This is a genomic window from Streptomyces sp. NPDC060049 (genome assembly GCF_042736715.1).
Classification (GTDB): domain Bacteria; phylum Actinomycetota; class Actinomycetes; order Streptomycetales; family Streptomycetaceae; genus Streptomyces.
In genome coordinates this window covers 52,851-78,962 of sequence record NZ_JBHWVV010000011.1, presented here as the reverse complement: position 1 = coordinate 78,962, position 26,112 = coordinate 52,851, and the positions used below count along the sequence as shown (strand labels likewise).

Genomic DNA, 26,112 nt, shown 5'->3' with positions numbered 1-26,112 from the left:
AGATCTTCCGGACCGGCACCGCCGTGTGCCGTGGTGTGCGCGGCCGACGCCGAGCCGGAACGGCCTACAGGCCGTTGACGCGGGCTATGCGACCGGATCCCAGCGCCGGCCTCAGGTCGCCGCCGCCACGCGTCCGGCGGATCCCCCGGACGGGGCGCAGCCGCACCTGGGCCATCAACCGGCGGCTACGGAGGGCCAGTTCCAGCTCGAACCGGGTACGCGGATCCCGCAGGCCCGGTCCGAAGAGCTTCTCCAGCTGCCGCATGCGGTACCGGACCGTCTGCGGGTGCACGCTCAGCGCCTTCGCCGCCTCGGGAGCCCCGCCCCCCTCCAGCCAGGCCAGCAGGGTCACTTCGAGGCGTTCGCTCTGGCGCGGGGTCAGATCCGCGAGCGGGCGCAGCCAGCGCGCGGCGAGCGCGTGCGCCAGCGGCTCGTCCTGGAGCAGCAGCAGGGTCGAGAGGTGGTCGTCCACGAAGAGCGCCCGCGCCTCGGAGCCGGGCCGGGCAGGAGCGGGGGTCAGCGACAGCAGGCGTACCGCCCAGCGGAGGGAGGAGGCGGTGTCGCCGGGTGCCACCGGGTGGCCGACGACGGCGAGGCGGCCGCGCAGCGCGCAGTCCAGGGCGCTGCGGGCCTCCGGGTCCGGGGTGGGGACGAGGAGGCAGGGCTGCCCCCCGACCATCCCGCCGAGGCAGTCGTCGAGGAGGGCCGCGAGCTGCTGGGTGTCACCCGGGGAGGCCAGGGCCACCGCCCTGACCGCGACCGGCAGGGGCCAGCCGGCGGCGTTCGCCAGCTCGGCGAGGGCCGGTCCGCGCAGCGGCGTGTCTCCCGTGAGCACGGCGAAGAGTTCGCGCCGGGCCCGCTCGCGGACCGAGCCGAACCGTTGCAGGGGCACGGCCTGCAGGGGCGGCAACCCGCTGCTCCGGAACGGCTCGTGGGTGCGTACGGAGTCGCCCGGGACGTGGGCGTGCGACCGGGCGTGTTCGGTTTCCGCCCCGGCCCCGGCCCCGGCGTCGGCGCGACCGTGGCTGTGGGCGTGGGCGTGGGCGTGGTCATGGGCACCGGTTCCGGCTTCGAACTCGGGCTCGGACCGGGCTTCCGGGTCCGCGCACGCGTCGGGCCGCTCGTCCCCGCCGCCCTCGCGGTAACCGAGGGCGGTGAGCAGTGCCTCCTCCACCTTCTGTCTGACCACTTCGTCGTCGACGTCCTCGACGAGTGCCGGGAAGCCCGGGACGGTCTCCAGTAGCTCCTCCACCATCTTCGCGGCCAGTGTGGGCAGTTCCTTGCGCAGGACTCGGGTCCACTCGCCGCGTGGGCGGGACCAGATGCGGTTCAGAAGTTCGCACATCGTTACCTCGTTCAAGCCGGGGTATGACCTGCCCCGTGGGAGGGTGGCAAGCCTGCAGTCCCGCGGCATCGGCTCGATCGCCGTCGGGGAGGTGCGGCGGCGAATCAGGTGTCAACCCCGTCGCAACCGCACCACTGGAAGGGAATCTTCCGGGGATGTTCGATGCGATGGCTGTGCGAGGGCCAGAAATTATCACGTTTCGATAAATCCCGTGGAGGGCTTGCGAAGCTCCACGATGCTTCTGCCCTCCGGCCCCGCTCCCGGAACCGGCCCGGTGGGTGAGGCACCCATCTCCCGCCCGTCGAGGAGCGGTTGCGACGTCTACCCCCGGGCGCCGAGCGCGAGGTGGAAGTGCTCGGGCTCGGCCGTATGGGAGACCACATGCCCCTGCCCCAGCCCCGCATGCCCCAACCCTCGCACCGGGCCCGCCGCGCGAGAGACCGTACCCGCCGGCACGCCGGCGCGGCCCCCGCCGCGGCCGTCGGCCGCCGGGCCGTGCGGCGTCCCCCGCTCCTGTCCGCCGCCGGGGGCCCGCACCCCACGGCCCTCGGGGCCGCGGCGCTCGCGGCCCTGGCCGCCCTGTCCGTTGCGGCCCGGGCCGGCGCCCTGACGCACCTGTGGGACTTCCTCGACTACGGGGCGGGCGTGCTCTCGCTCGTCTCCCTCACCGGCGCCGTCCTGTGGGGCCTGGCGGCCACGGACCGCACGCTGCTCGCCTCCGGCCACCGCCTCGTCGCCCAAGGGGTGCACCGCGGCCTCGCGGTCGCCGGGCTCGGCTTCCTGGTCCTGCACGTCTGGATCAAGGTCGCCCGGTCCCGGGTCGACGCCGCGGCCGTGGTCGTGCCCTTCGTGGACGGGCGGCTCTTCGTCGGGCTCGGCAGCCTGGCCGGCTACCTCTTCGTCGCCGTGGCCGTCTCCGGCGCCGTCCGCAGCGCCTTCGCCACCCGCAACCGGTCGCTGTGGTGGCGGGCCCTGCACATGGGCGCGTACCCCGCCTGGGGGGCGTCACTGGTGCACGGTCTCAAGTCAGGCCGCTCCGCGAGCGGTTGGGTGACGGTCGCCTACGCCCTGTGCCTCGTCGGGGTCGCCGCGGTGCTGGCGGTCCGGCTCCGCGCGAGGCTCCGCGCGGAGTCGGCCGCGAAGCCGCGTACGAGCCCGCGCGCGGTTCCCCGTACGGCGCCGCGCACGCAGCAGCGCACCGGGCCCGCGCGGCCTGCCGCCGAGGCGCCCGCGCGGTCCGCCCCCTCCGTTCCCGCCCGCGCGCCGGGGCAGGCGCCTCCGAGGAACCCGTTGCCCTTCGTGCGCAGGCCCGCGGAGTGGGCGGCGGAGCTGCTGACCGCGCGCCTGGCCCGGCAGCCCGGTCCGAAGACGTCCGTCGCCGGCGGTCCGGGAGCGGCCTCGGAGCTGCTTGACGGCTCGTCCGGGGAGCAGGTGGCCGACTGGTCCGCGGACCCCTACGCGGACACCTACGCCGTTCCTTACGTCGACTCCTACGTCGACCCTTACGCGGACCCGGCCGCGGGCGGGGAGTCCGTCTGGCCCGCCGGTCCGTACGCGGACCCGGCCGCGGGTCTGCCGTCCGGTTGGTCCACCGAGCCGCTCGACGGCGTGCGGGGCCGGCGGTGAGCGGCGATGTGCGCCCCGCGCTCGGCTGCGTGGGCATGCCCCGGCTGCTGGCCGGGCTCGACACGGCCGCCCGCCTTGACCGCGCCGGCCATCTGAGCGTGCACGGCGCGCTGCCCCCGTACGGGTCCGAGGCGCTCGTGGAGCTCGCCGAGGACGTCGCCCTCGTCGGGCGCGGTGGAGCGGGCTTCCCCTTCGCGCGCAAGCTCCGGGCCGTCACCCGCAACGCCCGGGGGCAGGACGGCCGCACCGCCGTCGTCGTCAACGGCACCGAGGGGGAGCCGAGTTGCCTCAAGGACGCCGCCCTGCTGCTGTACGTGCCCCACCTCGTGCTGGACGGCGCCCTGCTCGCCGCGGCCGCACTCGGCGCCGAGGACGTGGTCGTCGGCGTCACCCGGGCGGACGTGGAGCAGTCCCTCGGCGCGGCCGTCGCCGAACGGGGCCCGGCGGGCCGCCGCGTGCGCGTCGTCCGACTTCCCGAACGCTTCGTCACGGGCGAGGGCACCGCCCTCGTCAACGGCCTGGACGGCGGACCCGCCCTGCCCTCCGGCCAGAAGGTCCGGACCAGCGAGCGGGGGTTGGGCGGCCTGCCGACCCTGCTGTCCAACGCCGAGACGTACGCGCAGCTCGCGGTCGCCGCACGGCTCGGCGCGTCGGAGTACCGCGCGGCCGGCCTGCCGACCGAGCCCGGTACCACCCTGCTGACGGTCGCCGGCGCGACCGTCGTCGAGGTGCCGGTCGGCACCTCCCTGGCGTACGTACTGGACCTGTGCGGCACGGTGCCCGGACAGGGCGTGCTGGTCGGCGGCTACCACGGCCGGTGGCTGGACCCGGCGTCGGCGCGCGAGGCCGTACTGTCCCGGAAGTCCCTGGCCGCCTACGACGCCGTACTCGGCGCCGGCGCCGTGCTGCCGCTGCCCGAGGACACCTGTCCGGCGGGTGAGGTGGCCCGCGTGACCCGCTGGATGGCACGGGAGTCGGCGGGCCAGTGCGGTCCGTGCGTACGGGGGCTCCCCTCGCTGGCCGACGCGGTGGAGCGGCTGGTGGCCGGCGGGGGCGGGGCCGCCCTCGACGCGGTGCAGGCCAGGATGCGCGGGGTGCGCGGCCGGGGCGCCTGCTCCCACCCGGACGGCACGTCCTCGTTCGTGGCCTCCGCGCTCGCCGTCTTCCCCGAGGAGTTCCGCGACCACGCGCTGGGCAGCGGCTGCGGGCGGAGCGTGCTGGGAGCCCTGCCGCTGCCCAGCGACGAGAGCCCCGAACGGCTGGTCGTGGACTGGACGCTCTGCAAGGGGCACGGGCTGTGCGTGGACCTGCTGCCCGACGTGGTCCGGCTGGACGAGGACGGCTACCCGGCGCAGGGAGTCATGCCGGTTCCGGGGCCGCTGCGGCCGAAAGCGCTGCGAGCGGTGCGCCGTTGTCCGGCGCTCGCCCTGCGTATTCAGGAATGAACCGGCGGTAAGGGCCGTTGGTGAAAGGCTTTCACCGGGCCGTGTTCGCGGTTTGGCGTGATCTGACAAATTCGCGGGATTTCTCATTCGGCGAGCCCCGCAGGGCTTATGAATAACCGGACGGAAAGCGCGCCGGACCGATTGCGCGCCGGGCGGAGACCGAAGGAGACATCATGGGCAACAAGCGTCGAGCGGCCGCTGCCGCCGGATCGGTGATGGCCGCACTGCTGCTGGCCGCGGGATGCGGCAGCGGCGAGGGCGGGCCCGGCGCGGTGACCGCGGTCCGGCCGGCCGGGGCCGAGCAGGCCCTCGGGGACGGCTACGACTCGGGATACGGCTCCACTGACCCCGCCGCGGGCGCGGACGCCGGCGGTGCGGCCTCGAGCCCCGCCGGCCGCCTGTCGGTCCGGGAGGTCCGCGAGGTCGGCAGCGTGGTCACCGACGGCGCGGGAGCCACGCTCTACCGCTTCGACAAGGACACGGCCTCGCCGCCCCGGTCGAACTGCGCCGCGGACTGCGCCACCCTCTGGCCGCCGGTACCGGCCAACGACGCCCAGGTCGCGGCGGGCATCGACGCGGGGCTGCTCGGCGCCGTCGACCGGGCCGACGGAACCCGCCAGCTCACGCTCGCCGGGTGGCCCGTGTACCGGTACGCGAAGGACGAAAGGCCGGGCGACGCGAAGGGCGAGGGCGTCGGCGGCACCTGGCACGCCGTGGCGGCGGACGGGAAGAAGGCGGCCGACAAGGCGGCCGGCAAAAAAGCCGGAGGGGCGGCCGGACAGGCGGAGGGCGGGGCGCTCTCCGTGGCCACCGACGCGGAATTGGGGAAGATCCTCGTGAATTCCGAAGGGCGTACGCTCTACCGTTTCGACAAGGACAGTGCCTGGCCCATGAAATTCGGCTGTCTCGACGCCTGTCTGGAAACGTGGAAGCCGGCCGCGGCGGTGGACAAGGAAAAGGTGTCCGGAATTGCGCCGGAGCTCGTCGGATCGGTGAAGCGCCCGGACGGCAGCGAGCAGTTGACGATCGACTGCTGGCCGGTCTACCTCTTCTCCGGGGACACCGCGCCGGGCCAGACCGAGGGACACGGCAAGCAGGGCCTCTGGTTCGCGGTGAACGACGCGGGCAAGAAGGTCCCGGCGGCCGGCTGACCGGCCGTGGCAGCCAAACGGCCGGCGTCCGCCGTCGGCGCCCGCCACCTCGTGCCCTGCGTCGCCGTCCTCCTGGCGTCGCTGCTCTGCGCCGGCTGCGGGGCCGGGGCCCGGCCCTCCCCGGCCGGTACTCCGGGCCCCACCGCCGCCCCCGCCCCGTTGGACCGGATCGCCACCGCGCTCGGGTGCACCCCCGAGGTCACGGTCGACGCGCAGGAGGTGCGGGAGGGAGCCTGCGAGGTGGGTTCCCAGGCCTTCCGGCTGGCCACCTTCGCCACGGACGAGGGCCGCGCCGCGTGGCTGGCGGAGTCCCGCCAGTACGGAGGCGCGTACCTCGTCGGAGACCGCTGGATCGTCACCGGCCCCTCACCGGCAGCCCTGACCCCCTTCCAGGCCGCCCTCGGCGGGACCCTCGACTCGCCCCCCTCGCACGGCTCCCAGCCGTCGGGCGACCCGTCCGGCCACCCGTCGGGCCACCCTTCGGGCCACTCGGCGTAGGCCGGCGCGCGCGGCTACGGCGCCGCCTGCCGGTGCAGGCGCCGCCAGTAGCCCGCGAGGTCGTCCACGGCGGTGGTGACCGAGTCGAGGGCCATCGTCGTGCGGGAGTTCTGGTCGTAGCGGTCCCACCGCGGCATGGGGTGGTGGTTGGGGTCGCCGGTGCGGATGAAGGAGATCCAGGCGGCGTGCACGGTGGCGGCCAGGCCGTCGCGGACCCTGGGGGCCAGCCCCGCGAGGAAGGGCGCCTGGGACCACTTGTCGAAGTTGTCGAAGGCGAACGGCAGATCCAGGCAGTGCGCGGCCCCGAGTTGACCGCCGTGCGCGGGCGTCGGGAGGTTGAACTGGTACGCCCAGGCCGGCCGTCCGCGGGCCGCCCGCCGTTCGGCCAGCGCCAGAGCGGGCATGCGGAAGAGGTCGTCGGTGATCAGATCCATGAGCACGTCCACCGGCCGGGCGCCGGGCCGGGCCTCCTCGTACGCCGTGTACGCCTCTTGCGCCCGGTTCCCGAAGGTGTCCCGGGCCCGTGCGAGCACCTGGTCCCTGGTCGCGGCGGTGTACGGCCCGCTGAGCGCGAAGGCGAAGTTCGCCTCTTCCCTGGTCCAGCCGATCAGCACCTCGATGTCGGCCCCGGCGCCGCTGACCAGCAGGTCGGCGGGGTCGCGGTCCAGTGTGACCCCGTCGAGCACCGGCAGGAACGGCGTGGACCAGTACCCCCAGCGGCCGGTGCGCCCGAACATCTCGAGGGTGGCGGCGACCAGGCGGGGCCAGGGCACGGCCCGCAGCTCCGCCACGTTCCCGACCCCCAGGATGTCCATGTAGGTGGCGGTGCGCTGGAGCGACTCGGCGCGGGTGGGGACCTTCAGCCCGAGCGGGGGGCTCTGCAGGATGGCGCGCCGGAACAGCGGGCGGCCCTTGGGTCGGGCGCCGGCCAGCGCCGCGACCGAGAACGCTCCGCCGGACTGGCCCGCGAGGGTGATCGCGTCCGGGTCCCCGCCGAAGGCGGCGATGTTGTCCCGTACCCAGCGCAGTGCGGCGAGCTGGTCGGTGAGCCAGAAGTTCCCCCCGGCTCCGCCCTCGCCGAGGTAGAGGTAACCCAGCGGCCCGAGACGGTAGTTGACGGTGACGACGACGAGGTCGCCGTCACGCGCGAAGGTCTCGCCGGAGTAGCCCGGCACGGAGCCGGAACCGGAGACGAAGCCGCCGCCGTGGATCCACACCATCACCGGCCGCTTGGCGCCGTCGGTCGCGGGGGTCCAGACGTTGAGCGTGAGGCAGTCCTCGTCGAAGGGGGGTGATCCGTGCGTTCCGAGCACCTGGTCGCCGCCTTCCCGGTAGGGCTGCGGTGCGCTCGGGCCGAAGGCGGTCGCGTCACGCGTCCCCTGCCAGCCGGGATGGGGCTGGGCCGGCCGCCAGCGCAGTGCGCCGACCGGCGGGGCGGCGTAGGGCACGCCCTTGAAAACGCAGAGGCCTCCCTCCCTGCTCCCGAGCAGCCGGCCCGCCGGCGGTTCCGCGACGGGCGGGGGCCCGTCGGCGCGCGGAGCGGCCTGGGCCGCACCCCCGCCCGGCAGGCCGGTGATCAGGGCGGCGCCTGCCAGCACCCCGCTGTTCCTCAGGACTGCGCGCCGCGATGGATCGTCGGTCATGGTGTTCACTCCCTGACTGATCATGGGCCCGCCGCCCACGTGGCATAGCGTGAAATTGACGATGGTCAGTGTTACGACACACGTCGAGGCGGGGTCAAGGGGTGCGCCTCTTGCGGTCCCAAAATATCGCGAAGTCTTGACGGTCGTCTCAATTACGCGATAGACACGTGTCACCTCCCCCCACATCACCACCATCCAGCCCCTCAAGGCCGGTTGACGACGTACGGAGTTCCCATGGCAGGTCGGTTTCGTCCCGTTGGGCTGGTGGCCGTATCGACGGCTCTCCTGCTGGCCACGGCATGTGGTGGTGCCAGCCTCGGAACAGAGCGGGACGGCGAGCGGAGCGGGCCGGTGAAGATCGGACTCCTCGTCCCGCAGTCGGGGACCTACAAGGCGCTGGGCGATGACATGAGACAGGGCTTCGAGCTCTACGTCGCACAGCACGGCGGCAGACTCGGCGGGCGCGAGGTGGAGATCGTGGTGGCCGACGAGGGGGAGACGGCCGACTCGGGCAAGGCGGCGGCGGAGAAGCTCGTCAAGCAGGACCGGGTGCTGGCGGTGAGCGGAGTGGTGAGCTCGGCCACCATCAACGGGGTCAAGGACCTGTTCGAGAACGGCAAGGTCCCGCTCGTCGGCTCGAACGCCTCGCCCACGACGCTGACCGGGACCGAATACATCTGGCGCACCTCGTACGTCAACGACGAACCGGGCAAGGCGCTGGGCAAGCACGTGGCCGGGAAGGCCGGCGGCCCGGTCTTCCTGATCGCGGCGGGCTACCAGGCGGGCAAGGACGAGGTGGAGGGCTTCAAGTCCACCTTCCTCCCGGCGGGCGGCGAGATCGCGGGGGAGGAGGTCTACACACCGTTCCCCGGTACGAAGAACTTCCAGCCCTACCTGGCGCAGATCGAGAAGTCCGGGGCGAAGGCCGTCTTCTGCTTCTACGCGGGCGGCGCGGCCGTCGACTTCGTCAAGCAGTACCGGGACTTCGGACTGGCGGGCAGGATCCCGCTCTACGCACCGGGCTTCCTCACCGAGGGCGGCGTGCTCAAGGGCCAGGGAGAGGCCGCCACCGGCGTCCTCACCGCACTCAACTACAGCGCCGACCTGGACAACGCGGCCAACAAGCTCTTCGCACCGGCCTACACGACCGCCTACGGTTCCGCCCCGACCACCTACGCGATGGCCTCGTGGGACGCGGCGCAAGTCCTCGACCGGGCCATCGAGGCCGCCGGTTCCACGGTGACCTCGCAGACGGTCAACGCGGCCATCGCGAAGACCGGGGACATCGACAGCCCGCGCGGCACCTGGCGCTTCAACAGCGGCGGTACGCCCGTCCAGCCCTGGTACCTGCGCGAGGTCAAGCAGGGCGCCAACACCGTGAGCTCCGAGCTCGGCCGGCTGGGCGGCTGACATGACCGGATGGTTGGACGGCAACTTCGTCAGCATCATCGACGGGGTCGCCTTCGGTCTGCTGCTGTTCACGATCGCGGTCGGGCTCTCCCTGGTCTTCGGCATGATGGACGTGCTCAACCTCGCCCACGGCACGCTCTACTTGGCGGGTGCCTACGTCGCCTACGCACTGTCCGACGGAAGCCTCCCGGGCCTGCTCCTCGCGCTGGCGGCCGGTGTCCTGGTGGGCGCCGCGGGCGGAGCGGCGCTGACGTTCCTCACGCAGCCGCTGGCCCGGCGCGGGCACTTGGACCAGGCCGTGCTGACGCTCGGAATCACCTTCATCGTCGCCGATCTCCTGGCGGCGGCCTTCGGCGGCGAGGTACTGCCCACGGACCCGCCGACCCTGTTGCGCGGGACGGTGGACCTCCTCGGCCACGCCTATCCCCTCTACCGGCTCGTCTTCATCGGCGTCGCGGCGGTCCTCGCGACCCTCGTGTACCTCGTCTTCGAACGCACCTCGCTCGGCGCGCTCGTACGGGCCACCGTCGCGGACCGGGACATGGTCCGCGCGCTGGGCGTCGACATCCGCAAGGTGCTGTACGGGGTCTTCGCGCTCGGCGCGGCCCTGGCCACCGTCGGCGGTGTCCTCGGGGCCCCGATCCTGGGGCCGGGACCGGGCGTCGACGAGACCGTGCTCGTCCTCTCGCTCGTGGTCGTGGTCGTGGGCGGCCTCGGCTCCGTGCGCGGCGCGCTCGCCGGCGCGCTCCTCATCGGCCAGGTGCAGACGCTGGGGGTGGCGCTGCTCCCGCAGTACGCACCGTTCCTCCTCTTCGGCACCATGCTGGCCGTGCTGGTCGTCCGCCCGCACGGACTGGTCTCCCCGGCGGTGCGCACATGAGCCCGTCCACCCCCGGCGCACCCGGTGCATCCGCTGCGCTCGCCGTGCCGGACGCAGCCCCCGGACCGGCCCCGGCCACCGCGCGGCGGCTCACGACGGCCGCGGTCGCCGCCGGGCTCGCCTCGGCACCCTTCGTCCTCGGCCCGTACGCGGTCGGCACCCTGTCGCGCATCCTGGTCTTCGCCGTCCTCGCCGTGAGCGTGAACCTGCTCACCGGCCTGACCGGACTGCCGACCCTCGGCCAGTCCGCCTACTTCGGCGTCGGCGCCTACACGGCGGCGATCGTGGCGACCCGCCTGACCGACATCGGCGCCTTCCAACTCCTCATCGCCGCGGGCGTCTCCGCGCTGGTGGCGGTGCCCACGGGATGGCTGGCCGTCAGAGCCCGGGGCGTGGTCTTCCTGATGCTGACCCTGGCCATCGGCGAGATCGCCTACAGCGCCGCCGTCAACTGGAAGTCGCTGACGAACGGCACCGACGGCCTGTCCGGCATACCGCCCGTCGTCCCGCTGCCCGGCATGCCCGCGCTGGAGCTCGACGGGCTGGTGTACTTGTACGTCCTGGCCGTGTTCCTGCTGCTCTTCGCGGCCGTCTCCCGCCTGGGCTCGACCCCGTTCGCCCTCGCCCTGCGCGGAATCCGCGACAACGAGCGCCGCATGAGCGCGATCGGCTACCCCACCCGGCGCTACGCCCTGGCCGTCTACTGCGGCGCCGGGGCGCTGGCCGGGGTCGCCGGCGCCCTGTGGGTGTCGGTGCAGCGGTTCGTCTCGCCCGGCGACGCCGGATTCGAGATCGCCGCCCTGGCGCTGCTGGCCGTCGTCATCGGCGGCTCCGGTTCCTTGCGGGGGGCCTGCGCCGGCGCCGCGCTCGTCTGGCTCACCCGCGACTACCTCGGGAACCTCGAAGCCCTCGCCGGGCGCGGCCCGCTGCTGCTCGGAGTGTTCTTCGTCGTCGCCGTCTACACGCTGCCGAGAGGGCTGGCCGGCCTACGGCTCCCGCCCCGGCCGACCCGGAAGAGGACCGCCGCATGACGGATTCAGATCTCCTTCGACTGGAAGGGATCTCACGGCACTACGGCTCCTTCAAAGCCGTGGACGGCCTCGGTCTCACCGTGCGGGCGGGAACGCGGCACGCCGTCATCGGACCGAACGGCGCCGGCAAGTCGACCCTGTTCGGCCTGATCTCCGGAACGCTGACGGCCACCGCCGGGCGGATCCTGCTCGAGGGGCGGGACGTGACCCGGACGCCCGTGGACCGCCGGGTCGCCCTCGGTGTCGCGGCGACGTTCCAGCACTCCAGCCTCTTCCTGCGCGAGAGCGTGCTGGAGAACGTCCTGCTCGCCGTGTTGCGCCGGCCCGGCGGCCGGCGCGGCGCAGGTCTCGGCGGCTTTCGGAAGGTGAGCGCCCGGCCCGAGGCCCTCGCGCGCGCGCACGCGCTGCTGGAGCGGGTGGGCCTGCCCGGCCGGCACGGGATCGCGGCGGGGGCGCTCTCCCACGGCGAACGGCGGCAGCTGGAGGTCGCCGTCGCCCTGGCCACCGAACCCCGGCTGCTGTTGCTCGACGAGCCCGCCGCCGGCATGTCCCCGGCGGAGACGGCCCGGCTCACCGAACTCATCGCGGCGCTGCCCGCCGACGTGACCGTCCTCCTCATCGAACACGACCTCGACATGGTCTTCGAGCTCGCCGACACGGTGACGGTCATGCACCTCGGCAGACACCTCACCACGGGTTCCCCGGACGAGGTGCGGGCGTCCGCCCGGGTCCAGAGCGCCTATCTCGGCACCACGGAGGCCGCCTCGTGAATCCGTTCCTCAGCGTGCGGGGGCTGCGCTCCGGCTATGCCGGCGGCACCGTCCTGGACGGCGTCGACCTCGACCTCGACGCCGGCGGCGTCCTCGCCGTCCTCGGACGCAACGGAGTCGGCAAGACGACCCTCGTCTCGACCGTCATGGGCCTGGTCCGGCCCTACACGGGCAGCGTGACCATCGGCGGCCGGGAGATCGCCGGCTCCCGCGTCGACGTCATCGCCCGGGCCGGAGTGGGCGTCGTCCCACAAGGGCGCCGGGTCTTCGCCCCGCTCACCGTGGCCGAACACCTCGCGATCGCCTCCCCGCGCCGCGCCGTACGGGGGCCGTGGACCCGCGGGCGCATCCTCGGCCTGCTGCCGAGACTGGGGGAGCGGCTCGGGCACCGCGGCGACGAACTCTCCGGCGGGGAGCAGCAGATGCTCGCCATCGCGCGGGCCCTGCTGGGCAATCCGCGCCTGCTGCTCCTCGACGAGCCGTCCGACGGCCTGGCCCCCGCCATCGTCGCCCAAGTGGGCGAGGTGATCCGAGAGGTGAGCGCGCAGGGCATGACCGTGGTCCTCGTCGAACAGAACGTGGGGCTCGCCCTCTCCGTCGCCGGCAGCGTCGCCGTCATGCGCAAGGGCCGCGTGGTCCACCAGGCGCCCTGCGCGGAATTCGCCTCCCGCGGCGAGGACCGGCGCCGACTGCTGGGCGTCGACTGACCGGGGGACGCCGGAGCGGCCGCCTCGCAGGCGCGAGCGGCCCCGCGGACCTACTGTGGTCAAAGAAGCGGACGGCCTTGAGGAGGCTGCCATGGAGGAACACTTCGTCTGGGTGACGACGCGCCGCATCGAGGCGGGCACCTTGGAGGAGTTCGAGAGGGCGTGGCGCCCGGGTTCCCACCCCGACGGCATGCGCCGCGCCTTCGCCTACTGGTCCGAGGACGGGCAGGAGATCACCGGAGTGTCGCTCTGGGACTCCCGGCAGGCGTGCGACGCGTGGCGGGCCTCCGACGCGGAGAAGCAGCGGCGTGAGGTCATGGCCCCCTACGTCGTCGAGGAACGGGAGAGCTTCTACCGGGGAGGCGAACTCACCCTTCCCGCACGCTGACCCTCCGCGCGGGCCGGGCGGACGGCCGCCGGGTGCCCGGCGTGCCCGCGCGGCCCGCACGGGGCACCCTGGAGGCATGGCCCGAGCCAACGACCAGGTCGAGGCGCTGCTCCAGGAGTACGCCGACCTCATCGCGATCCGGGGCGGGGAGGCCTTCAGGGCGCGCACCTACGAGAAGGCCGCCCGTGCCGTCGGGGGCTACCCGCAGGACGTCTCGACACTCGACGCCGCGGGCCTGCGCGAGATCCCCCACGTCGGCAGGTCGCTCGCCGACAAGATCCTCGAGTACCTGCGGACCGGGCGCATGTCCGTCGTCGAGGAGGCCAGGACCTCCGTACCGGCCGGCGTGCGCGAGCTGATCACGATCCCCGGGCTGGGGCCCCACAAGGCCATGGTCCTGTACGAGGAGCTGGGCGTCACCTCCGTCGACCAGTTGCTCGACGCGGTCCACCACGAGCGGCTGCGGGATCTGAAGGGCTTCGGCGAACGGACCGAGGACAAGATCCTGCACGGCATCACGGTGCTGCGGAAGGCCGGTGAGGGCCGCATCCTCGTCAGCGCGGCCATGGACATCGCCGAGCAGCTCGTCGCCGAGCTGTCGGAGGTTCCCGGGTGCGTCCGCTGCGCGTACGCGGGCTCCCTGCGCCGCATGAAGGAGACCATCGGCGATGTCGACATCCTGGTGGCGGCGCACCGCTCGGCCCCGTTCATGGAAGCCCTGACGAGCCTCCCCGCCACGGCCGAGGTCATCGTGCGGGGGGAGAAGAAGACCTCCGTGCGGACCGCCACGGGTCTCCAGGTGGACCTGCGGGTCCTTCCCCCCGCCTCCTGGGGTGCGGGGCTCCAGTACTTCACCGGCTCCAAGGCCCACAACATCCGCACCCGCGCCCTCGCGGTGCGCCGGGGGCTCAAGCTCTCCGAGTACGGGCTCTTCGACGCCGAGAGCGGCGCGGGCGTCACCTCCGAGACCGAGGAGGCGATCTACGCCCGGCTCGGACTGCCCTGGATACCGCCGACCCTGCGCGAGGACCGCGGTGAGATCGCCGCCGGGCTGCGCGGCGAAATCCCCGCCCTCTTGGAAGAGGAGGACATCCGCGGCGACCTGCACACCCACACCGACCTCACCGACGGGCCGGCGTCGCTGGAGGACATGGTCGCCGCCGCTGCCGCCCGGGGCTACGCGTACTACGCGGTCACCGACCACGCGCCGAACCTCTCCATGCAGCGCATGACCTCCGAGAAGATCCTCGCCCAGCGCCGGCGGGTTCAGGCCCTGGACGGGGCCCGCCACGGGATGCGCCTGCTGCACGGCACGGAACTCGACATCGGCCCGGACGGCACCCTGGACTGGCCGGACGAGTTCCTCGCGGACTTCGACATCTGCGTGGCCTCCGTCCACTCCCACTTCGGCCAGAGCCGGCAGGAGCTCACCCGCCGCCTCGTCCGCGCCTGCGAGAACCCGAACGTCTCCGTCATCGGCCATCCCACCACCCGCAAGATCGGCAAGCGCCCCGCGATCGACGCCGACTTCGACGCGGTCTTCGAGGCGTGCGCGCGGACGGGCACCGCCCTGGAGATCAATGCCCACCCCGAGCGGCTCGACCTGCGGGACGAGGACATCCTGAGCGCGAGGAAATACGGCGTGAAGTTCGCGGTGAACTCCGACGCGCACGCCACCACGCACCTGCCGTACATGCGCTACGGGGTCGGTACGGCGCAGCGCGGCTGGCTGACCGCGGACGACGTCATCAACGCCTGGCCGCTGCCGAGGCTGCGCCGGTTCCTGCGCGGGAAGCGCGCCTGACGGCGCTCGTCGGGCGGGGCGGGCCGGCCGTGCGGCACGGCCGGCCCGCCCCGGGCCCTGTCGTCAGCCGGCCTGGACCGTGACCGTGCGGCCCGGGGACACGACCTGGGTCACGTAGGTGTACGTCACACCGTCGATCACCTTGGTGACGCCCGGCCGGGCCACCCCGTCGACCGTGACGGTGGCGTAGGTGCCGGCGAAGCGGGCCTCCCAGGTGTACGGGGAACTGCCCGAGCTGTGCGTCAGCGACGACTTCGTCGCCCCGTCGTGGCGCAGGGAGAAGGCCGAGTCACCGATCCGCAGGTCGTCGATCCCCAGCCAGTCCATGCCCGACGGCAGTCGGGACTGGGTGCTCAAGGTGCGCGCCGGGGCGTTGGGGCCGACTCCCATCAGGCCCTCGACGGTCTGGCCGAGGAGGGTGAACGAGACCTCGGGGTAGTCGCCGTTCGTGCCCTGCTTGGTGTTGACGTGCTGGATGTCCTTGTGGTCGTAGACGTCCTTCATCCACTTCCAGGCGGTGTCGTTGCGGTTGTTCCGGAAGAAGGTGTCCGGCAGGTAGGTGAGGGCTTCGATGTTGGTGGGCCGGCCCGACCCCGAGGCCTGCTGGTCGATGTAGTCCAAGTAGGCCTCGCGGCGGGCGCCGGGCTCGACGATCTGCTTCATCGGCATGAACCAGCTGTTCTCCTTGCCCCAGCCGGTCAGGGCGCGCCCGCCCGTGGTGTAGCCGCGCACCATGTTCGCGCCCGAACCGGTGCCGCTCCAGGTCGAGTTGAAGTACGCCTTCAGATCCCGCGCCTTGGCCTCGAACCGGTCGGCGAGCACGCAGTCCCCCTTGGACCGGGCGAGCGAGGCCATCGCCACGTACGCCTGGTACTGGGAGCCGATCGCGTCGCCCGCCTCGGCGAGGGGCTCGCTGCTCTGCTCGTTGTAGCTGGCCGTGCCCTGGAAGATGCCCTTGCCGGTGCCCTCGGCCACCTTGACCGCGCCGTTGTCCTTGAGCCCGTCGTGCAGGGTGACGAACTCGTCGGTGGCGCGGCGGTAGAAGTCCCACAGGGCCGGGTCGTCGATGTAGGAGCGGTCCCCGCTCCAGCGGTACGCCTCCTCGGACTTCTGCACCAGCTCGAAGGTGGCGGGCACCTCGCGGACGAAGTTCGTGGGGCTCTTGTAGTCGATCGAGAGGTAGGTCTTCGCGTCGAAGTTGAACGCCCATGCCGGGTAGTACTTGTGCGCGGGGGTGGCGGAGGCGGCGAAGGAGCGGAGCATCGCCTTGTTCTCGGCGTGCAGGCCGAGGACGCCGGCGCCGGCCAGCTGGTGGGCCATGTCGCGCGAGTAGTAGCCGCTGCGGTTGGCGTAGCCGGCCCAGTAGGAGGCTGCGTACGTGCCGGTGCCGCTGCCGGCGGTGCGGCCCTCGTCGACGTTGAGCGGCCCCTGGGTTCCGGGCAGGTGGACCCAGCTGTTGGCCTTCCGCTTGGACCAGTCGAACATCTCGACGATCTTCGGGTCGGAGGAGCTGATCCGGGGGTTCGCCGGGGAGGCGGGGGAGAGCATCACGTCGTCCGCGTTGACCCAGCCGTCCCCCGACTCAAAGGCGATCTCCAGCGTGTCGCCGGGGGCGAGCGCGATCCGGCTGAGGGTGTAGCGGCGGTAGTTGGAGGCGCTCGGCAAGGTCTGGGAGGCGGCGACCGCGCCGTTGACGCGGGCGACGTAGCGGCCGTTCGGGCCGCCCGTCGCGATCCAGGCGGATATGTCGTACGCGCCCCGGCCCGTGGCCGTGACGGTCTGGGACACCTTCATGCCGGGTCCGCCGTCGAGGTAGGCGAGCCGTGCCGCACCGTGCGGGTAGTTCGTCGCGACGCCGGTGCCGGCGGTGAACCGCCAGCCCGTGCCGCCCTGTTCGAAGCCGGGATTGGTGACGGTGAGCGGCGCGGGCGCGGGGGGTGCCGCGAGCGCGGCCTGCCCTGCGGCCGTGTCCCGCGGCGCCGCCGCCGAGGCCTGGCCGCCGAGGGCGAGCGGGGTGAGCGGCACGAGCAGGGCGAGGGCGGACAGGAGTGACACACGGGAACGCGTCATCGGGTTCTCCCTGATTGGGGTGGTGGGGCCGTGCGATGGGGGCGGCCGTCTGCGCGGAGCAGGGCGGGCGGCACGCTAGCAATCCCGTCTGAAGATTTGCAATGGTCTTGTCAAAAGTGACTGACGGATCGAACTGAAAGTTTTCACTCGACTCTTGCAAGTGGAGGGAAGGCGTGGTTACAGTCCTGGCCAGTCGAGTTCCGCAACGGTGTGAGCAGGGGTGGGTCAGGTATGGAACTGGAACGCAGAAGAGTGCTGCAGATGGGTGGCGCCCTCGCCGCGGGGGCCGGGCTCACCGGCTTGACCGCCTGTTCGGGCAGCGGTGACACCGGCCAGGGCGGAACCAGCGGGGCGAAGGACAAGGGCAAGATCTCGGTCTGGTCCTGGCAGGGACCGGCCGCCGGGCTGAAGGCCCTCATCCCGGAGTTCAACAAGAAGTACCCCGAGATCGAGGTGACGATCGAGGACATCGGCAACCCGGCCATCTGGGACAAGATCACCACCGGCATGGCGGCCGGCGGCCAGGGCCTCGCGGACGTCCTGCACATCGGCGTCGACTACCTGCCGGGCTATGTGGAGAAGTTCCCCGGCGGCCTCGCCGACCTCGGTCCGCTGGGCGCCAACGCCCACCGGGACGCCTTCGCGCCGGGCCTGTGGCAGACCGTTTCTCCCGACGGCAAGCGGGTCAACGCCCTCCCCTGGGAGGCGAACTCGGCGGGCTTCTACTACCGCGCCGACTTCTTCGAGAAGGCCGGGGTCGACGCCGGCGCCCTCCAGACCTGGGAGGAGACCATCGAGGCGGGCAAGGAGATCAAGCAGAAGACCGGCGCCTACCTGCTGGGCATCGACAAGCCCGCCTCCCAGGCCGACGCCGCGAACTTCTTCCAGATGCTCCTGCAACTCCAGGGCACCTTCTACTTCAACCTCGCCGGGGACATCACGCTCGACTCCCCGGAGGCCGTCAAGGCCATGACCCTCATCAAGACGATGAACGACGCGGGCCTGGTCAGTGACCTCTCCGGCGGCTGGAACACCCTGATGAGCTCCCTGAAGCAGGGGACCGCGGCCGTCCTGCCCATGCCGACCTGGTTCGGCGGCGTCGTCGAGGAGCAGGTCCCCGACCAGGCCGGCAAGTGGAAGGTCCGGCTTCCTCCGGCCGTCCGCCGGGGCGGCGCCACCTCGGCCACGGTCAACTCCACGCACCTCGCCGTCGCGGGCAGCAGCAAGCAGCAGGCCGCCGCCTGGTCCTTCATCGAGTTCGTGCTCACCCGCCCGGCCTCCCAGATACAGATCTTCAAGGACAAGGGCATCGCCCCCGCGCTCATGCAGGCCTACGACGACTCGGGCTTCCACGAGCCCTCGCCGTTCTTCAGCGGCCAGAAGAACAGCGAGGTCTTCCTGGAGGCCCTGAAGGCCCCCTCGCCCGCCTTCAACTACACCGCCGACTACGCCCGCGCCCTCAAGCTGGTCACCGACGCCCAGACCAAGGTGCTGCTGGGGGGCGCCGACCCGGCGAAGGTCCTCAAGGAAGCCGCCGACCAGCTCGGCCGGCAGACCGGACGCAAGGTCTCCCGATGACCGCGACGGTCACCGCCCGCACGGCCCCCGCCGCCCCCTCCAAGGGGGCGGCCCCGCGGCCCAGGCGGCGCAGGCGCTTCGCCCCGTACCTCTTCGTGCTGCCCGCGCTGCTGCTGTTCTCCGCCTTCAAGATCTATCCCATCGGCCGGTCCTTCGTGATCAGCCTCCACAAGACCGTGGGCGGGACCGAGCAGTTCGTCGGCGCCGACAACTACACCCGGCTCTTGGGCGATCCGCTGTTCTGGACCGCCCTGAAGAACACCGCGGTGATCCTCGTCGTCCAGGTGCCGGTCATGCTGGCCCTGGCCACCGGGCTCGCCGTGGCGCTGAACTCCCGGACGCTGCGCGCCCGCGCGGTCTTCCGGCTGGGCTTCTTCCTGCCCATGGTCACCGGCCTGGTCGCCTACGGCGTCATCTTCTCCGTCCTGCTCAACAAGGACTTCGGGCTGGTCAACTGGCTGATGCAGCTCGTCGGCCTGGACCCCGTGCCTTGGCTCACCGACCCCCTGTGGGCGAAGGTCTCCCTCGGTGTCGCACTGACCTGGCACTACACCGGGTACAACGCGGTGATCCTGCTCGCCCGCCTGCAGTCCGTGCCCGCCGAGCTGTACGACGCGGCGGCCGTGGACGGGGCCGGCGCCTGGGCGTCCTTCCGGCACGTCACCCTGCCGGGCCTGCGCCCCGCGCTGCTGCTCACCACGGTGCTCTCCACCATCGGCACCCTGCAGATCTTCGACGAGCCGTACGTGCTCACCGGCGGAGGCCCGGACAACGCCACCCTGACCATCGGCGTGTACCTCTACCAGAACGCCTTCAAATACTTCGACTTCGGATACGCCTCCGCCATCGCCTACGCCCTGGCCGTCCTCATCGGGATCCTCGGCTTCATCCAGTTCCGCCTCCTGGGGGAGAAGACGTGACCGCCCGCCACCGCGGCAGGAGCATCCTGCTGACCTCCGGACTCGCCATCGTCCTGGCCGCCGTCGTGCTCCCCTTCTACTGGGTCATGGTCGGGGCCACCCACAGCTCCAGTGAGATCTTCAACAATCCGCCGCCGCTCCTGCCCGGCGGCCACCTGGCGGCCAACCTGCGGTCGCTCCAGGAGACGGCGCAGTTCGGGCGGGTGCTCCTCAACTCCCTGCTCATCGCGGTCGTCTACACCCTGTGCGCGGGAGCCGTCTGCACGCTGGCCGGATACGGCTTCGCCAAGTACCGCTTCCGCGGCCGCGAACCCCTGTTCGGGCTGCTCATGCTCGGGCTCGTGATCCCCGCCCAAGTCACGCTCGTACCGCTCTTCCAGATGATGGCCGAACTGCACTGGCTGAACACCTACCAGGCCGTGATCATGCCCAACCTGGCCCTGCCCTTCGGCATCTTCCTGATGCGCCAGGCGATGGCCGCGCTGCCCGACGAACTCCTCGACGCGGGACGCATCGACGGCTGCGGTGAACTGCGGCTGTTCTGGAAGGTGGTGCTCCCGCCCATGAGGCCCGCGCTGGCCGCCCTGACGATCTTCCTGTTCCTCTACCAGTGGAACGACTTCATCTGGCCGCTGATCGTCCTGCGCGACAGCGCCTCGCTGACCATCCCGGTGGCCCTGGCCTCCCTCCAGGGCCTCGACGACACCGACTACGGCGCGATCGTCGCCGGAACCGCGGCCGCCGCGATCCCGATGGCCATCGTATTCCTGGCGCTACAGCGCCAGTTCGTGTCCGGCCTCCTCGCCGGCGCCGTGAAGGAGTAACCGTGCAGACCACCACCGCCCCCGCGGACGACACCGAGGCCGTGACCACCGCGGGGCTGGCGCCCGCGCGCGAGGAGCCGCTGCTCGACGGCGTCTCGATCGCCGTCCTCGCCCATGCCAACGGCGTGAGGCCCGCCTGGTCCCTCGGCCGACCCGCCGACGGACTGCGCGTACTGGAAGTGAGGGCCGACGGCGCCCCCGTCGAGATCCGCTTCTCCGTACCCCTCGGCGACGCCGCCGGATACTGGCATCCCAAGGGCGCCTGGCAGCGCACCCTCCTAGCGGACTGGGAGGGCCGCTCCCGGGTCTCGCTGGTCGACGGACACGCCGCCGGCTGCCTGTACGACCACACCGGCGCCACCCTGCTGACCTTCGCCGCGGCCGACCCGGTCCCGGAGGCGACCCTGCGCTTCGGCGTGTCCGAGGAGAACGACACCCACGTCGTCCACCTCCACCTGCCCGCCTCGCAGCAGCCGCACCGCATCCTGCTCGTGCCCCGCTCGCCGTCCGTGGCCGTGGCCGCGCGGGTACTGCGCGCCTGGTTCGGCGCCGCGATCGCCCCCATGCCGGTGCCCGAGGGGGCCCGCACCCCCGTCTACTCCACCTGGTACGCCTTCAACCAAGAGGTGAGCGCCGCCGCCGTCGAGACCCAGGCCGAACTGGCCGCGGGCCTCGGCTGCGGCGCCCTGATCCTGGACGACGGCTGGCAGGAGCTCGGCCACGGGCGCGGCTACGCGGGCTGCGGGGACTGGCGGCCCGACCTGGCCAAGTTCCCCGACTTCGCCGGGCACGTGGCCCGGGTCCAGGCCCACGGGCTGAGCTACCTGGCCTGGGTGGCCCCCCTGCTGCTCGGTTCCGGGGCCGCCTGCCACGACCGGTGGGCGCACTGCGCGCCGGCCCCCTCCTCCGTGCCCGGCGCGCACGTGCTCGACCCGCGCCGCCCCGAGGTACGCGCCCACATCGTCGACCTCTGCGTTCGGCTGGTCCGGGAGTACGGACTCGACGGACTGAAGCTCGACTTCCTCGACCAGGCCATGGTGTACGCGCACGACGGAGCGGGCGACATCGGGGCGGCCATGGTGGCCCTGCTGACGGACCTGCGCGCGGCCCTCGAAGCCGTACGCCCCGACCTGCTCCTGGAACTGCGCCAGCCCTACACGGGGCCCGGCATGGCCCCCTTCGGCAACATGCTGCGCTCCTTCGACTGCCCGGCGGACGCGACCGCCAACCGGGTCCGCACCCTGGACACCGCACTGCTCGCCGTCGGCGGCGCCGTCCACTCCGACATGCTCCTGTGGTCGTCCGACGCGCCCGTGGCCACGGTGGCGCGGCAGCTGATCGGGGCGCTGCACGCGGTGCCGCAGATCTCCGTACGGCTGGACCGCGTACCGCCGGCCCACCGGGAGGCCATCGGCTTCTGGCTGGGCCAGTGGCGCCTGCACCGGGAGCTGTTGCTCGACGGGGAGGTGGAGCCGGGCCGTCCCGACGAGCTGTACCCGCTGGTCCGGGCGAGTGCCGGGGAGCACTGCCTGATCAGCGTGCACGGCGACCGGGTCGTCCCGCTGGACTTCTCCGCCCACCGGCACTTCCACTTGGTCAACGGCTCGGACCGGGACCGGGTGATGGTGGAGGTGCGCGGCGGTGGCGTCGGCGTCATGGGCGTGGTCCACGGCCCCGACGGCCGTATCATGGACGGTCCGCCGACGTATCTGCCGGAGGGAGCACGCTCGCTGGCGGTGCCGCGCGGCGGTCTGGTATCGCTCACGATCACGGAAGGACCGCGATGAAGGTCGGTATCACCGAGGTCGCAGCTCGCGCGCAGGTCAGCGAGGCGACCGTCAGCCGGGTGATCAACCGACGCCAGGGCGTGTCGAAGAAGACGCGGGACGCGGTCGAACAGGCCATGGCAGAGCTGGGATACGAACGGCAGACGCAGGGCCAACTGGTCGCGGTGATCACCGAGTTCGTCTCCAACCCCTTCTTCGCCGACGTGGCCGAGCGCATCGAGTCGGCACTCGCCCCGCACGGACTGAAGACGGTCCTGTGCCCCGCCTTCCCGGGCGGAGTGCAGGAGCGGGACTTCATCTCCGCTCTCGTCGACAAGGGTGTCGCCGCCGTCGTCTTCCTCTCGGCGTCGAACACCGTCGAGGGGGCCGACACGGAGACGTACGAACTCCTGCGCCAGCGCCGGGTCCCCTACGTCGGCATCAACGGCGAGTTCGCCGACGGGGTGCCCACCCCGGTCTTCTCCACGGACGACGCGCTCGCCGCCGAACTGGCCGTCGACCACCTCTACCGGCTGGGTCACCGCAGGATCGGGATGGCCTCGGGACCGGCGGGCAACCAGCCCGCCGACCGCCGGGTGCGGGGCTTCGTGGAGGCCATGGCCAAGCGCGGCATCGAGGGCCCGGAGCGCTGGGTGGTGCGCCAGTCCTACACGGTGGAGGGCGGCCAGGCCGCCGTCGGCCCGCTGCTGGCGCTGGGCGCCACCGCGATCGTCGCGGCCAGCGACTACATGGCCCTCGGTGCGATCCGCGGCGTCCGCCGCCAGGGCCGCTCGGTGCCCGGCGACGTCTCGGTCGTGGGCTACGACGGTTCGGCCATCACCGAGTTCACGGACCCGCCCCTGACCACGGTGCGGCAGCCGGCCGACAGGCTGGCCCTGGAAGTGGGCCGCAGCGTGCTGGCACTGGTCAGCAACCGGGACGTACCGGCGGGGGAGCTCCTGTTCGACCCCGAACTGGTCATCCGGGCCACCACCGGACCGGCTCCCGAGGAGCCCGGAGCCTGATCCGGGCAGCGGCCCCTACTGCTCCTCGCCCGCGACGAGGAGTTCGCCCACCGCCTCCGCGAGGACGGCGCGGGCCGTTTCCGGCATGCCCGCGTCGGTCACGAACCAGTCGGCCTGGCGCAGCGCCGCGAAACCGCTGAGCCCGACCACTCCCCACTTGCTGTGGTCGGCCACGACGGCGATCCGCCGCGCCGAGGCGACCAGTGCCCGGTTGGTCTGGGCCTCCGTGAGGTTGGGGGTGGTCAGCCCGGCTTCCTCCGTCACCCCGTGCGCCCCGAGGACGAGCAGGTCCACGTGGAGGGAGCCGATCACCAGGTCGGCCAGCGGCCCGACGAGCGCGGCCGAGGGCGTGGGGGAGCCGCCGGTGAGCAGCAGGGTGGGGGCCGCGGGCCCGCCGTCGCGGCCGGCGGCCCGTACCAGGTCGGCCACGGGCAGGGAGTTGGTGACGATCGTGAGCCGCGGGACGCCGAGCAGCCGGGCGGCGACGGCGTGCGCGGTGGTGCCGCCCGAGACCGCGACCACGCTGCCCGGTTCGACCAGGGCCGCGGCCGTCACCGCGATGGCGGCCTTGGCGGCCCCCTCCAGATCGGCCTTCGCGTCGAACCCGGGCTCGTGCCCGCTGGTCCCCGCGATGGCGACGGCCCCGCCGTGCACCTTCTCCACCGAGCCGCTCCGGGCGAGGGCGTCCAGGTCCCGGCGGACCGTCATGTCCGACACGCCGAGCTGTCCGACCAGGTCCGCCACCCGTACCGAGCCGTCGCGCCGGACCGCCTCGAGGATGAACGCGCGCCGCTGGTGGGCCAGCTGCGCAGCGGGTTCGGCCACGGGTCACTCCCGGGTATCAGGGGAATCCGGTCAGAAAGCAGCAACATAGCATGGTTGTAATGTTGGATTCTGGCGGATCTCCATCGTTGTGCTGTTGATTTGTTTTGAAATCTGTTTAGTCTTGGCGGGTGAAGAAGACCCTCTCGAAACTCGCGGACGGCCGCGAACTGATCTACTTCGACCGCGACGAGACCGTCGTGCGCGACGCGCCCGACCTGCGCCCGCTGGACCGCGTGAGCAGTCACCCGGAACTGCGGCGCGACGAGGCGACCGGCGACTGGATCACGATCGCCTCCCACCGACAGGCCCGTACCTACCACCCGCCCGCCGGCGAGTGCCCGCTCTGCCCCTCCCGGGACGGCCGGCTCGGCGAGATCCCCGCCGCCGACTACGAGGTGGCCGTCTTCGAGAACCGCTTCCCCTCCCTCGCCGGCGCCGCCGGACGCTGCGAGGTCGTGTGCTTCACCCCGGAGCACGAAGCCGCGTTCGCCGACCTCACCCCGGCCGCCGCCCGCCTGGTCCTGGACGCGTGGACCGACCGCACCGCGGAGCTCTCCGCCCTCCCGGAGGTCGAGCAGGTGTACTGCTTCGAGAACCGCGGGGCCGAGATCGGGGTGACGCTCGCCCACCCGCACGGCCAGATCTACGCCTTCCCCTTCGTGACCCCGCGCACCGCCAAGATGACGGCCGCCGCGGCCGCCCACCGCGCCGCCACCGGGCGCAACCTCTTCGAGGACCTGCTGTCGGCCGCCCGATCCGCCACGGAGCGGGTGGTGACGGCCGGAGAGCACTGGACCGCCTTCGTCCCCTACGCCGCCCGCTGGCCGTACGAGGTGCACCTCTACCCGCACCGCCGCGTCCCCGACCTGACCTGCCTCACCGAGGCCGAGCGGGCCGAGTTCCCCGGCATCTACCTCGACCTCCTGCGCCGGTTCGACCGTCTGTTTCCCGTGCCGGGGCAGCCGCAGGCGCCCACCCCCACCCCGTACATCTCCGCCTGGCACCAGGCACCCCGCACGCAGGGCACGGAACTGGCCCTGCACTTGGAGCTGTTCACCGTCCGCCGCTCGGCCGACAAGCTCAAGTTCCTCGCCGGGACGGAATCCGGGACGGAAGCCTTCATCAACGACGTGGCCCCCGAGACGGCCGCGCGGCGACTTCGGGAGGCCCTGTCGTGAACCGGACGGCTCAGTGGGACGACAGCCGGGCCGGCCGGGCCGCGGACGACTTCCGGCGGCTCTTCGGCGGCGACCCGGACGGCGTCTGGGCGGCGCCGGGCCGGGTCAACCTGATCGGTGAACACACCGACTACAACGACGGGTTCGCCCTCCCGATCGCCCTCCCGCAGACCACCCTGCTCGCCGCCCGCCGCCGCACTGACGGGCGGCTGCGGCTGCACAGCGCGCAGGGGGACGGCCGGATCACCGACCTGGCGGTCGACGGGCTGAGCCCCGGAGTCGTGACGGGCTGGACCGCCTACCCGGCCGGCGTGGTCTGGGCACTCGCCGAGGCGGGACACGAGGTCGGGGGCGCGGACCTCCACTTCGACAGCACGGTACCGACGGGCGCCGGGCTCTCCTCCTCCGCCGCCCTGGAGTGCGCGGTCGCCGTCGCGTTCGACGAGCTGTACCAACTCGGTCTGAGCGGGCCGCAATCGGCACGGATCGCCCAGCGCGCGGAGAACGGCTTCGCCGGCGTCCCCTGCGGGATCATGGACCAGATGGCCTCCGTCTGCTGCACCGCCGAGGCCGCCCTCCACCTCGACGCCCGTACCCCCGAGAGCCACCAGCAGGTGCCCTTCGACCTGCGGGGGCAGGGGCTGCGGCTGCTGGTGATCGACACCCGGGTCACCCACGACCTCGGCGACGGGGCGTACGCCTCCCTGCGCGCGGGCTGTGAACGCGCGGCCGCCCTGCTCGGCCTGCCCGCCCTGCGCGACCTGCCGACCGGTGAACTCGACCGGGCCCTCGGCGCCTTGCCGGCGGAGCTCGCCCCGCTGGTCCGCCACGTGGTGACGGAGAACGCCCGGGTCGTCGAAGCCGTTTCCCGGCTGCGGGAGGGCGAGGTCGGCGCGCTCGGCCCGATCCTCACCGCCGGCCACGCCTCGCTGCGCGACGACTACCGGGTCTCCTGCCCGGAGACCGACCTCGTCGTGAGCGCGGCGCTGGGCGCCGGGGCACTCGGCGCCCGGATGACCGGAGGCGGCTTCGGCGGCTCCGTCATCGCGCTGGTGGAGGCCGGCCGGGAGGGCCCGGTCGGCGAGGCCGTCACGGACGACTTCGAGGCCGCCGGCTACCGGCCCCCGCGCATCCTGGAGGTCACGCCCGCCGCGGGCGCCCGCCGGCTCGCGCCGACGACCGGGACGCCGTAGCGCGACCGGGGCGGACGCTGGTCCTGCCGCCGCAG

The 26,112-nt window shown here is 72.8% G+C and carries 22 protein-coding genes; 18 read left to right on the top strand and 4 right to left on the bottom strand.

The annotated features are described in order from the left end of the window. Positions 1 to 64 precede the first annotated feature (64 nt). Complete coding sequence (locus ACFWBY_RS21645; protein WP_385333756.1) at positions 65 to 1,345, bottom strand: PucR family transcriptional regulator; 1,281 nt, start codon at positions 1,343 to 1,345, stop codon at positions 65 to 67. 312 nt (positions 1,346 to 1,657) lie between these two features. Here ACFWBY_RS21645 and ACFWBY_RS21640 point away from each other — a divergent pair, with 312 nt between their 5' ends. The 4 genes from ACFWBY_RS21640 (at position 1,658) to ACFWBY_RS21625 (ending at position 6,065) form a co-directional block, all read left to right on the top strand. Next, a complete protein-coding gene (locus ACFWBY_RS21640) occupies positions 1,658 to 2,971 on the top strand; it encodes a hypothetical protein (protein ID WP_385333758.1) in 1,314 nt (437 codons plus the stop codon). Further along, complete coding sequence (locus tag ACFWBY_RS21635) at positions 2,968 to 4,416, top strand: NADH-ubiquinone oxidoreductase-F iron-sulfur binding region domain-containing protein (protein ID WP_385333761.1); 1,449 nt, start codon at positions 2,968 to 2,970, stop codon at positions 4,414 to 4,416. The genes ACFWBY_RS21640 and ACFWBY_RS21635 overlap by 4 nt, the downstream gene beginning before the upstream one ends. Before the next feature lie 173 nt (positions 4,417 to 4,589). Next, positions 4,590 to 5,567 (top strand): SCO0930 family lipoprotein, encoded by a 978-nt coding sequence (locus ACFWBY_RS21630; RefSeq protein WP_385333764.1) that lies wholly within the window; start codon positions 4,590 to 4,592, stop codon positions 5,565 to 5,567. Positions 5,568 to 5,573: 6 nt separating this feature from the next. Then, entirely contained in the window at positions 5,574 to 6,065 is a 492-nt protein-coding gene (locus tag ACFWBY_RS21625) for a hypothetical protein (RefSeq protein ID WP_385333767.1), read from the top strand. Between the two features lie 14 nt (positions 6,066 to 6,079). Here ACFWBY_RS21625 and ACFWBY_RS21620 read toward each other — a convergent pair whose 3' ends face one another. Further along, the gene (locus ACFWBY_RS21620) at positions 6,080 to 7,708 is read right to left on the bottom strand and encodes a carboxylesterase/lipase family protein (protein ID WP_385333770.1); all 1,629 of its coding nucleotides are present in this window, start codon (positions 7,706 to 7,708) and stop codon (positions 6,080 to 6,082) included. A 351-nt stretch (positions 7,709 to 8,059) separates the two neighbouring features. On the opposite strand from ACFWBY_RS21620, the gene ACFWBY_RS21615 reads away from it, so the two are divergent. The 7 genes from ACFWBY_RS21615 to polX all read left to right on the top strand — a co-directional run bounded on the left by ACFWBY_RS21615 (position 8,060) and on the right by polX (position 14,698). Then, positions 8,060 to 9,118, top strand: coding sequence for an ABC transporter substrate-binding protein (locus tag ACFWBY_RS21615; RefSeq protein WP_385333772.1), 1,059 nt, complete (start codon positions 8,060 to 8,062; stop codon positions 9,116 to 9,118). Position 9,119: 1 nt separating this feature from the next. After that, complete coding sequence (locus tag ACFWBY_RS21610) at positions 9,120 to 9,998, top strand: branched-chain amino acid ABC transporter permease (RefSeq protein ID WP_385333775.1); 879 nt, start codon at positions 9,120 to 9,122, stop codon at positions 9,996 to 9,998. Continuing rightward, the gene (locus ACFWBY_RS21605) at positions 9,995 to 11,029 is read left to right on the top strand and encodes a branched-chain amino acid ABC transporter permease (protein ID WP_385333778.1); all 1,035 of its coding nucleotides are present in this window, start codon (positions 9,995 to 9,997) and stop codon (positions 11,027 to 11,029) included. Before ACFWBY_RS21610 ends, ACFWBY_RS21605 begins: the two co-directional genes overlap by 4 nt. Continuing rightward, entirely contained in the window at positions 11,026 to 11,799 is a 774-nt protein-coding gene (locus ACFWBY_RS21600; protein ID WP_385333780.1) for an ABC transporter ATP-binding protein, read from the top strand. The genes ACFWBY_RS21605 and ACFWBY_RS21600 overlap by 4 nt, the downstream gene beginning before the upstream one ends. Then, positions 11,796 to 12,506: an ABC transporter ATP-binding protein gene (locus ACFWBY_RS21595; RefSeq protein WP_385333783.1), complete on the top strand. Its 711-nt coding sequence runs from the start codon at positions 11,796 to 11,798 to the stop codon at positions 12,504 to 12,506. Before ACFWBY_RS21600 ends, ACFWBY_RS21595 begins: the two co-directional genes overlap by 4 nt. Before the next feature lie 91 nt (positions 12,507 to 12,597). Further along, a complete protein-coding gene (locus ACFWBY_RS21590; protein WP_385333785.1) occupies positions 12,598 to 12,894 on the top strand; it encodes a hypothetical protein in 297 nt (98 codons plus the stop codon). Between the two features lie 76 nt (positions 12,895 to 12,970). Next, on the top strand, positions 12,971 to 14,698 hold the full coding sequence (polX, locus tag ACFWBY_RS21585; protein ID WP_385333787.1) for a DNA polymerase/3'-5' exonuclease PolX: 1,728 nt from the start codon (positions 12,971 to 12,973) through the stop codon (positions 14,696 to 14,698). A 63-nt stretch (positions 14,699 to 14,761) separates the two neighbouring features. Here the strand turns inward: polX and ACFWBY_RS21580 are convergent, their stop codons facing one another. Next, a complete protein-coding gene (locus ACFWBY_RS21580) occupies positions 14,762 to 16,768 on the bottom strand; it encodes a hypothetical protein (RefSeq protein WP_385341217.1) in 2,007 nt (668 codons plus the stop codon). A gap of 231 nt (positions 16,769 to 16,999) precedes the next feature. On the opposite strand from ACFWBY_RS21580, the gene ACFWBY_RS21575 reads away from it, so the two are divergent. Genes ACFWBY_RS21575 through ACFWBY_RS21555 form a run of 5 tightly spaced genes read left to right on the top strand, consistent with a single transcriptional unit; the run spans position 17,000 to position 22,881 of the window. Continuing rightward, entirely contained in the window at positions 17,000 to 18,346 is a 1,347-nt protein-coding gene (locus ACFWBY_RS21575; protein ID WP_385341219.1) for an ABC transporter substrate-binding protein, read from the top strand. After that, entirely contained in the window at positions 18,343 to 19,266 is a 924-nt protein-coding gene (locus tag ACFWBY_RS21570; protein WP_385341221.1) for a carbohydrate ABC transporter permease, read from the top strand. Before ACFWBY_RS21575 ends, ACFWBY_RS21570 begins: the two co-directional genes overlap by 4 nt. Next, complete coding sequence (locus tag ACFWBY_RS21565; protein ID WP_385341223.1) at positions 19,263 to 20,090, top strand: carbohydrate ABC transporter permease; 828 nt, start codon at positions 19,263 to 19,265, stop codon at positions 20,088 to 20,090. The genes ACFWBY_RS21570 and ACFWBY_RS21565 overlap by 4 nt, the downstream gene beginning before the upstream one ends. A 2-nt stretch (positions 20,091 to 20,092) precedes the next feature. After that, entirely contained in the window at positions 20,093 to 21,877 is a 1,785-nt protein-coding gene (locus ACFWBY_RS21560) for a glycoside hydrolase family 36 protein (protein WP_385341225.1), read from the top strand. Continuing rightward, positions 21,874 to 22,881 carry a LacI family DNA-binding transcriptional regulator gene (locus ACFWBY_RS21555; protein ID WP_385341226.1) on the top strand — a complete coding sequence of 336 codons (1,008 nt, stop codon included), beginning with the start codon at positions 21,874 to 21,876 and terminating at the stop codon, positions 22,879 to 22,881. The genes ACFWBY_RS21560 and ACFWBY_RS21555 overlap by 4 nt, the downstream gene beginning before the upstream one ends. A gap of 15 nt (positions 22,882 to 22,896) precedes the next feature. On the opposite strand, the gene ACFWBY_RS21550 is transcribed toward ACFWBY_RS21555, so the two are convergent. Continuing rightward, positions 22,897 to 23,706 carry a DeoR/GlpR family DNA-binding transcription regulator gene (locus tag ACFWBY_RS21550; protein WP_385341228.1) on the bottom strand — a complete coding sequence of 270 codons (810 nt, stop codon included), beginning with the start codon at positions 23,704 to 23,706 and terminating at the stop codon, positions 22,897 to 22,899. A gap of 128 nt (positions 23,707 to 23,834) precedes the next feature. On the opposite strand from ACFWBY_RS21550, the gene galT reads away from it, so the two are divergent. Both galT and galK read left to right on the top strand, forming a co-directional pair. After that, positions 23,835 to 24,884 carry a galactose-1-phosphate uridylyltransferase gene (galT, locus tag ACFWBY_RS21545; protein ID WP_385341230.1) on the top strand — a complete coding sequence of 350 codons (1,050 nt, stop codon included), beginning with the start codon at positions 23,835 to 23,837 and terminating at the stop codon, positions 24,882 to 24,884. Then, positions 24,881 to 26,077: a galactokinase gene (gene galK / locus ACFWBY_RS21540; RefSeq protein ID WP_385341232.1), complete on the top strand. Its 1,197-nt coding sequence runs from the start codon at positions 24,881 to 24,883 to the stop codon at positions 26,075 to 26,077. The genes galT and galK overlap by 4 nt, the downstream gene beginning before the upstream one ends. Positions 26,078 to 26,112 lie beyond the last annotated feature (35 nt).

Coding starts and splice junctions, on each gene's coding strand:
- ACFWBY_RS21645 (WP_385333756.1), bottom strand. CDS start 1,345: ATGTGCGAACTTCTGAACCGCATCTGGTCCCGCCCACGCGGCGAGTGG.
- ACFWBY_RS21630 (WP_385333764.1), top strand. CDS start 4,590: ATGGGCAACAAGCGTCGAGCGGCCGCTGCCGCCGGATCGGTGATGGCC.
- ACFWBY_RS21620 (WP_385333770.1), bottom strand. CDS start 7,708: ATGACCGACGATCCATCGCGGCGCGCAGTCCTGAGGAACAGCGGGGTG.
- ACFWBY_RS21610 (WP_385333775.1), top strand. CDS start 9,120: ATGACCGGATGGTTGGACGGCAACTTCGTCAGCATCATCGACGGGGTC.
- ACFWBY_RS21605 (WP_385333778.1), top strand. CDS start 9,995: ATGAGCCCGTCCACCCCCGGCGCACCCGGTGCATCCGCTGCGCTCGCC.
- ACFWBY_RS21600 (WP_385333780.1), top strand. CDS start 11,026: ATGACGGATTCAGATCTCCTTCGACTGGAAGGGATCTCACGGCACTAC.
- ACFWBY_RS21590 (WP_385333785.1), top strand. CDS start 12,598: ATGGAGGAACACTTCGTCTGGGTGACGACGCGCCGCATCGAGGCGGGC.
- polX (WP_385333787.1), top strand. CDS start 12,971: ATGGCCCGAGCCAACGACCAGGTCGAGGCGCTGCTCCAGGAGTACGCC.
- ACFWBY_RS21580 (WP_385341217.1), bottom strand. CDS start 16,768: ATGACGCGTTCCCGTGTGTCACTCCTGTCCGCCCTCGCCCTGCTCGTG.
- ACFWBY_RS21575 (WP_385341219.1), top strand. CDS start 17,000: ATGGAACTGGAACGCAGAAGAGTGCTGCAGATGGGTGGCGCCCTCGCC.
- ACFWBY_RS21570 (WP_385341221.1), top strand. CDS start 18,343: ATGACCGCGACGGTCACCGCCCGCACGGCCCCCGCCGCCCCCTCCAAG.
- ACFWBY_RS21555 (WP_385341226.1), top strand. CDS start 21,874: ATGAAGGTCGGTATCACCGAGGTCGCAGCTCGCGCGCAGGTCAGCGAG.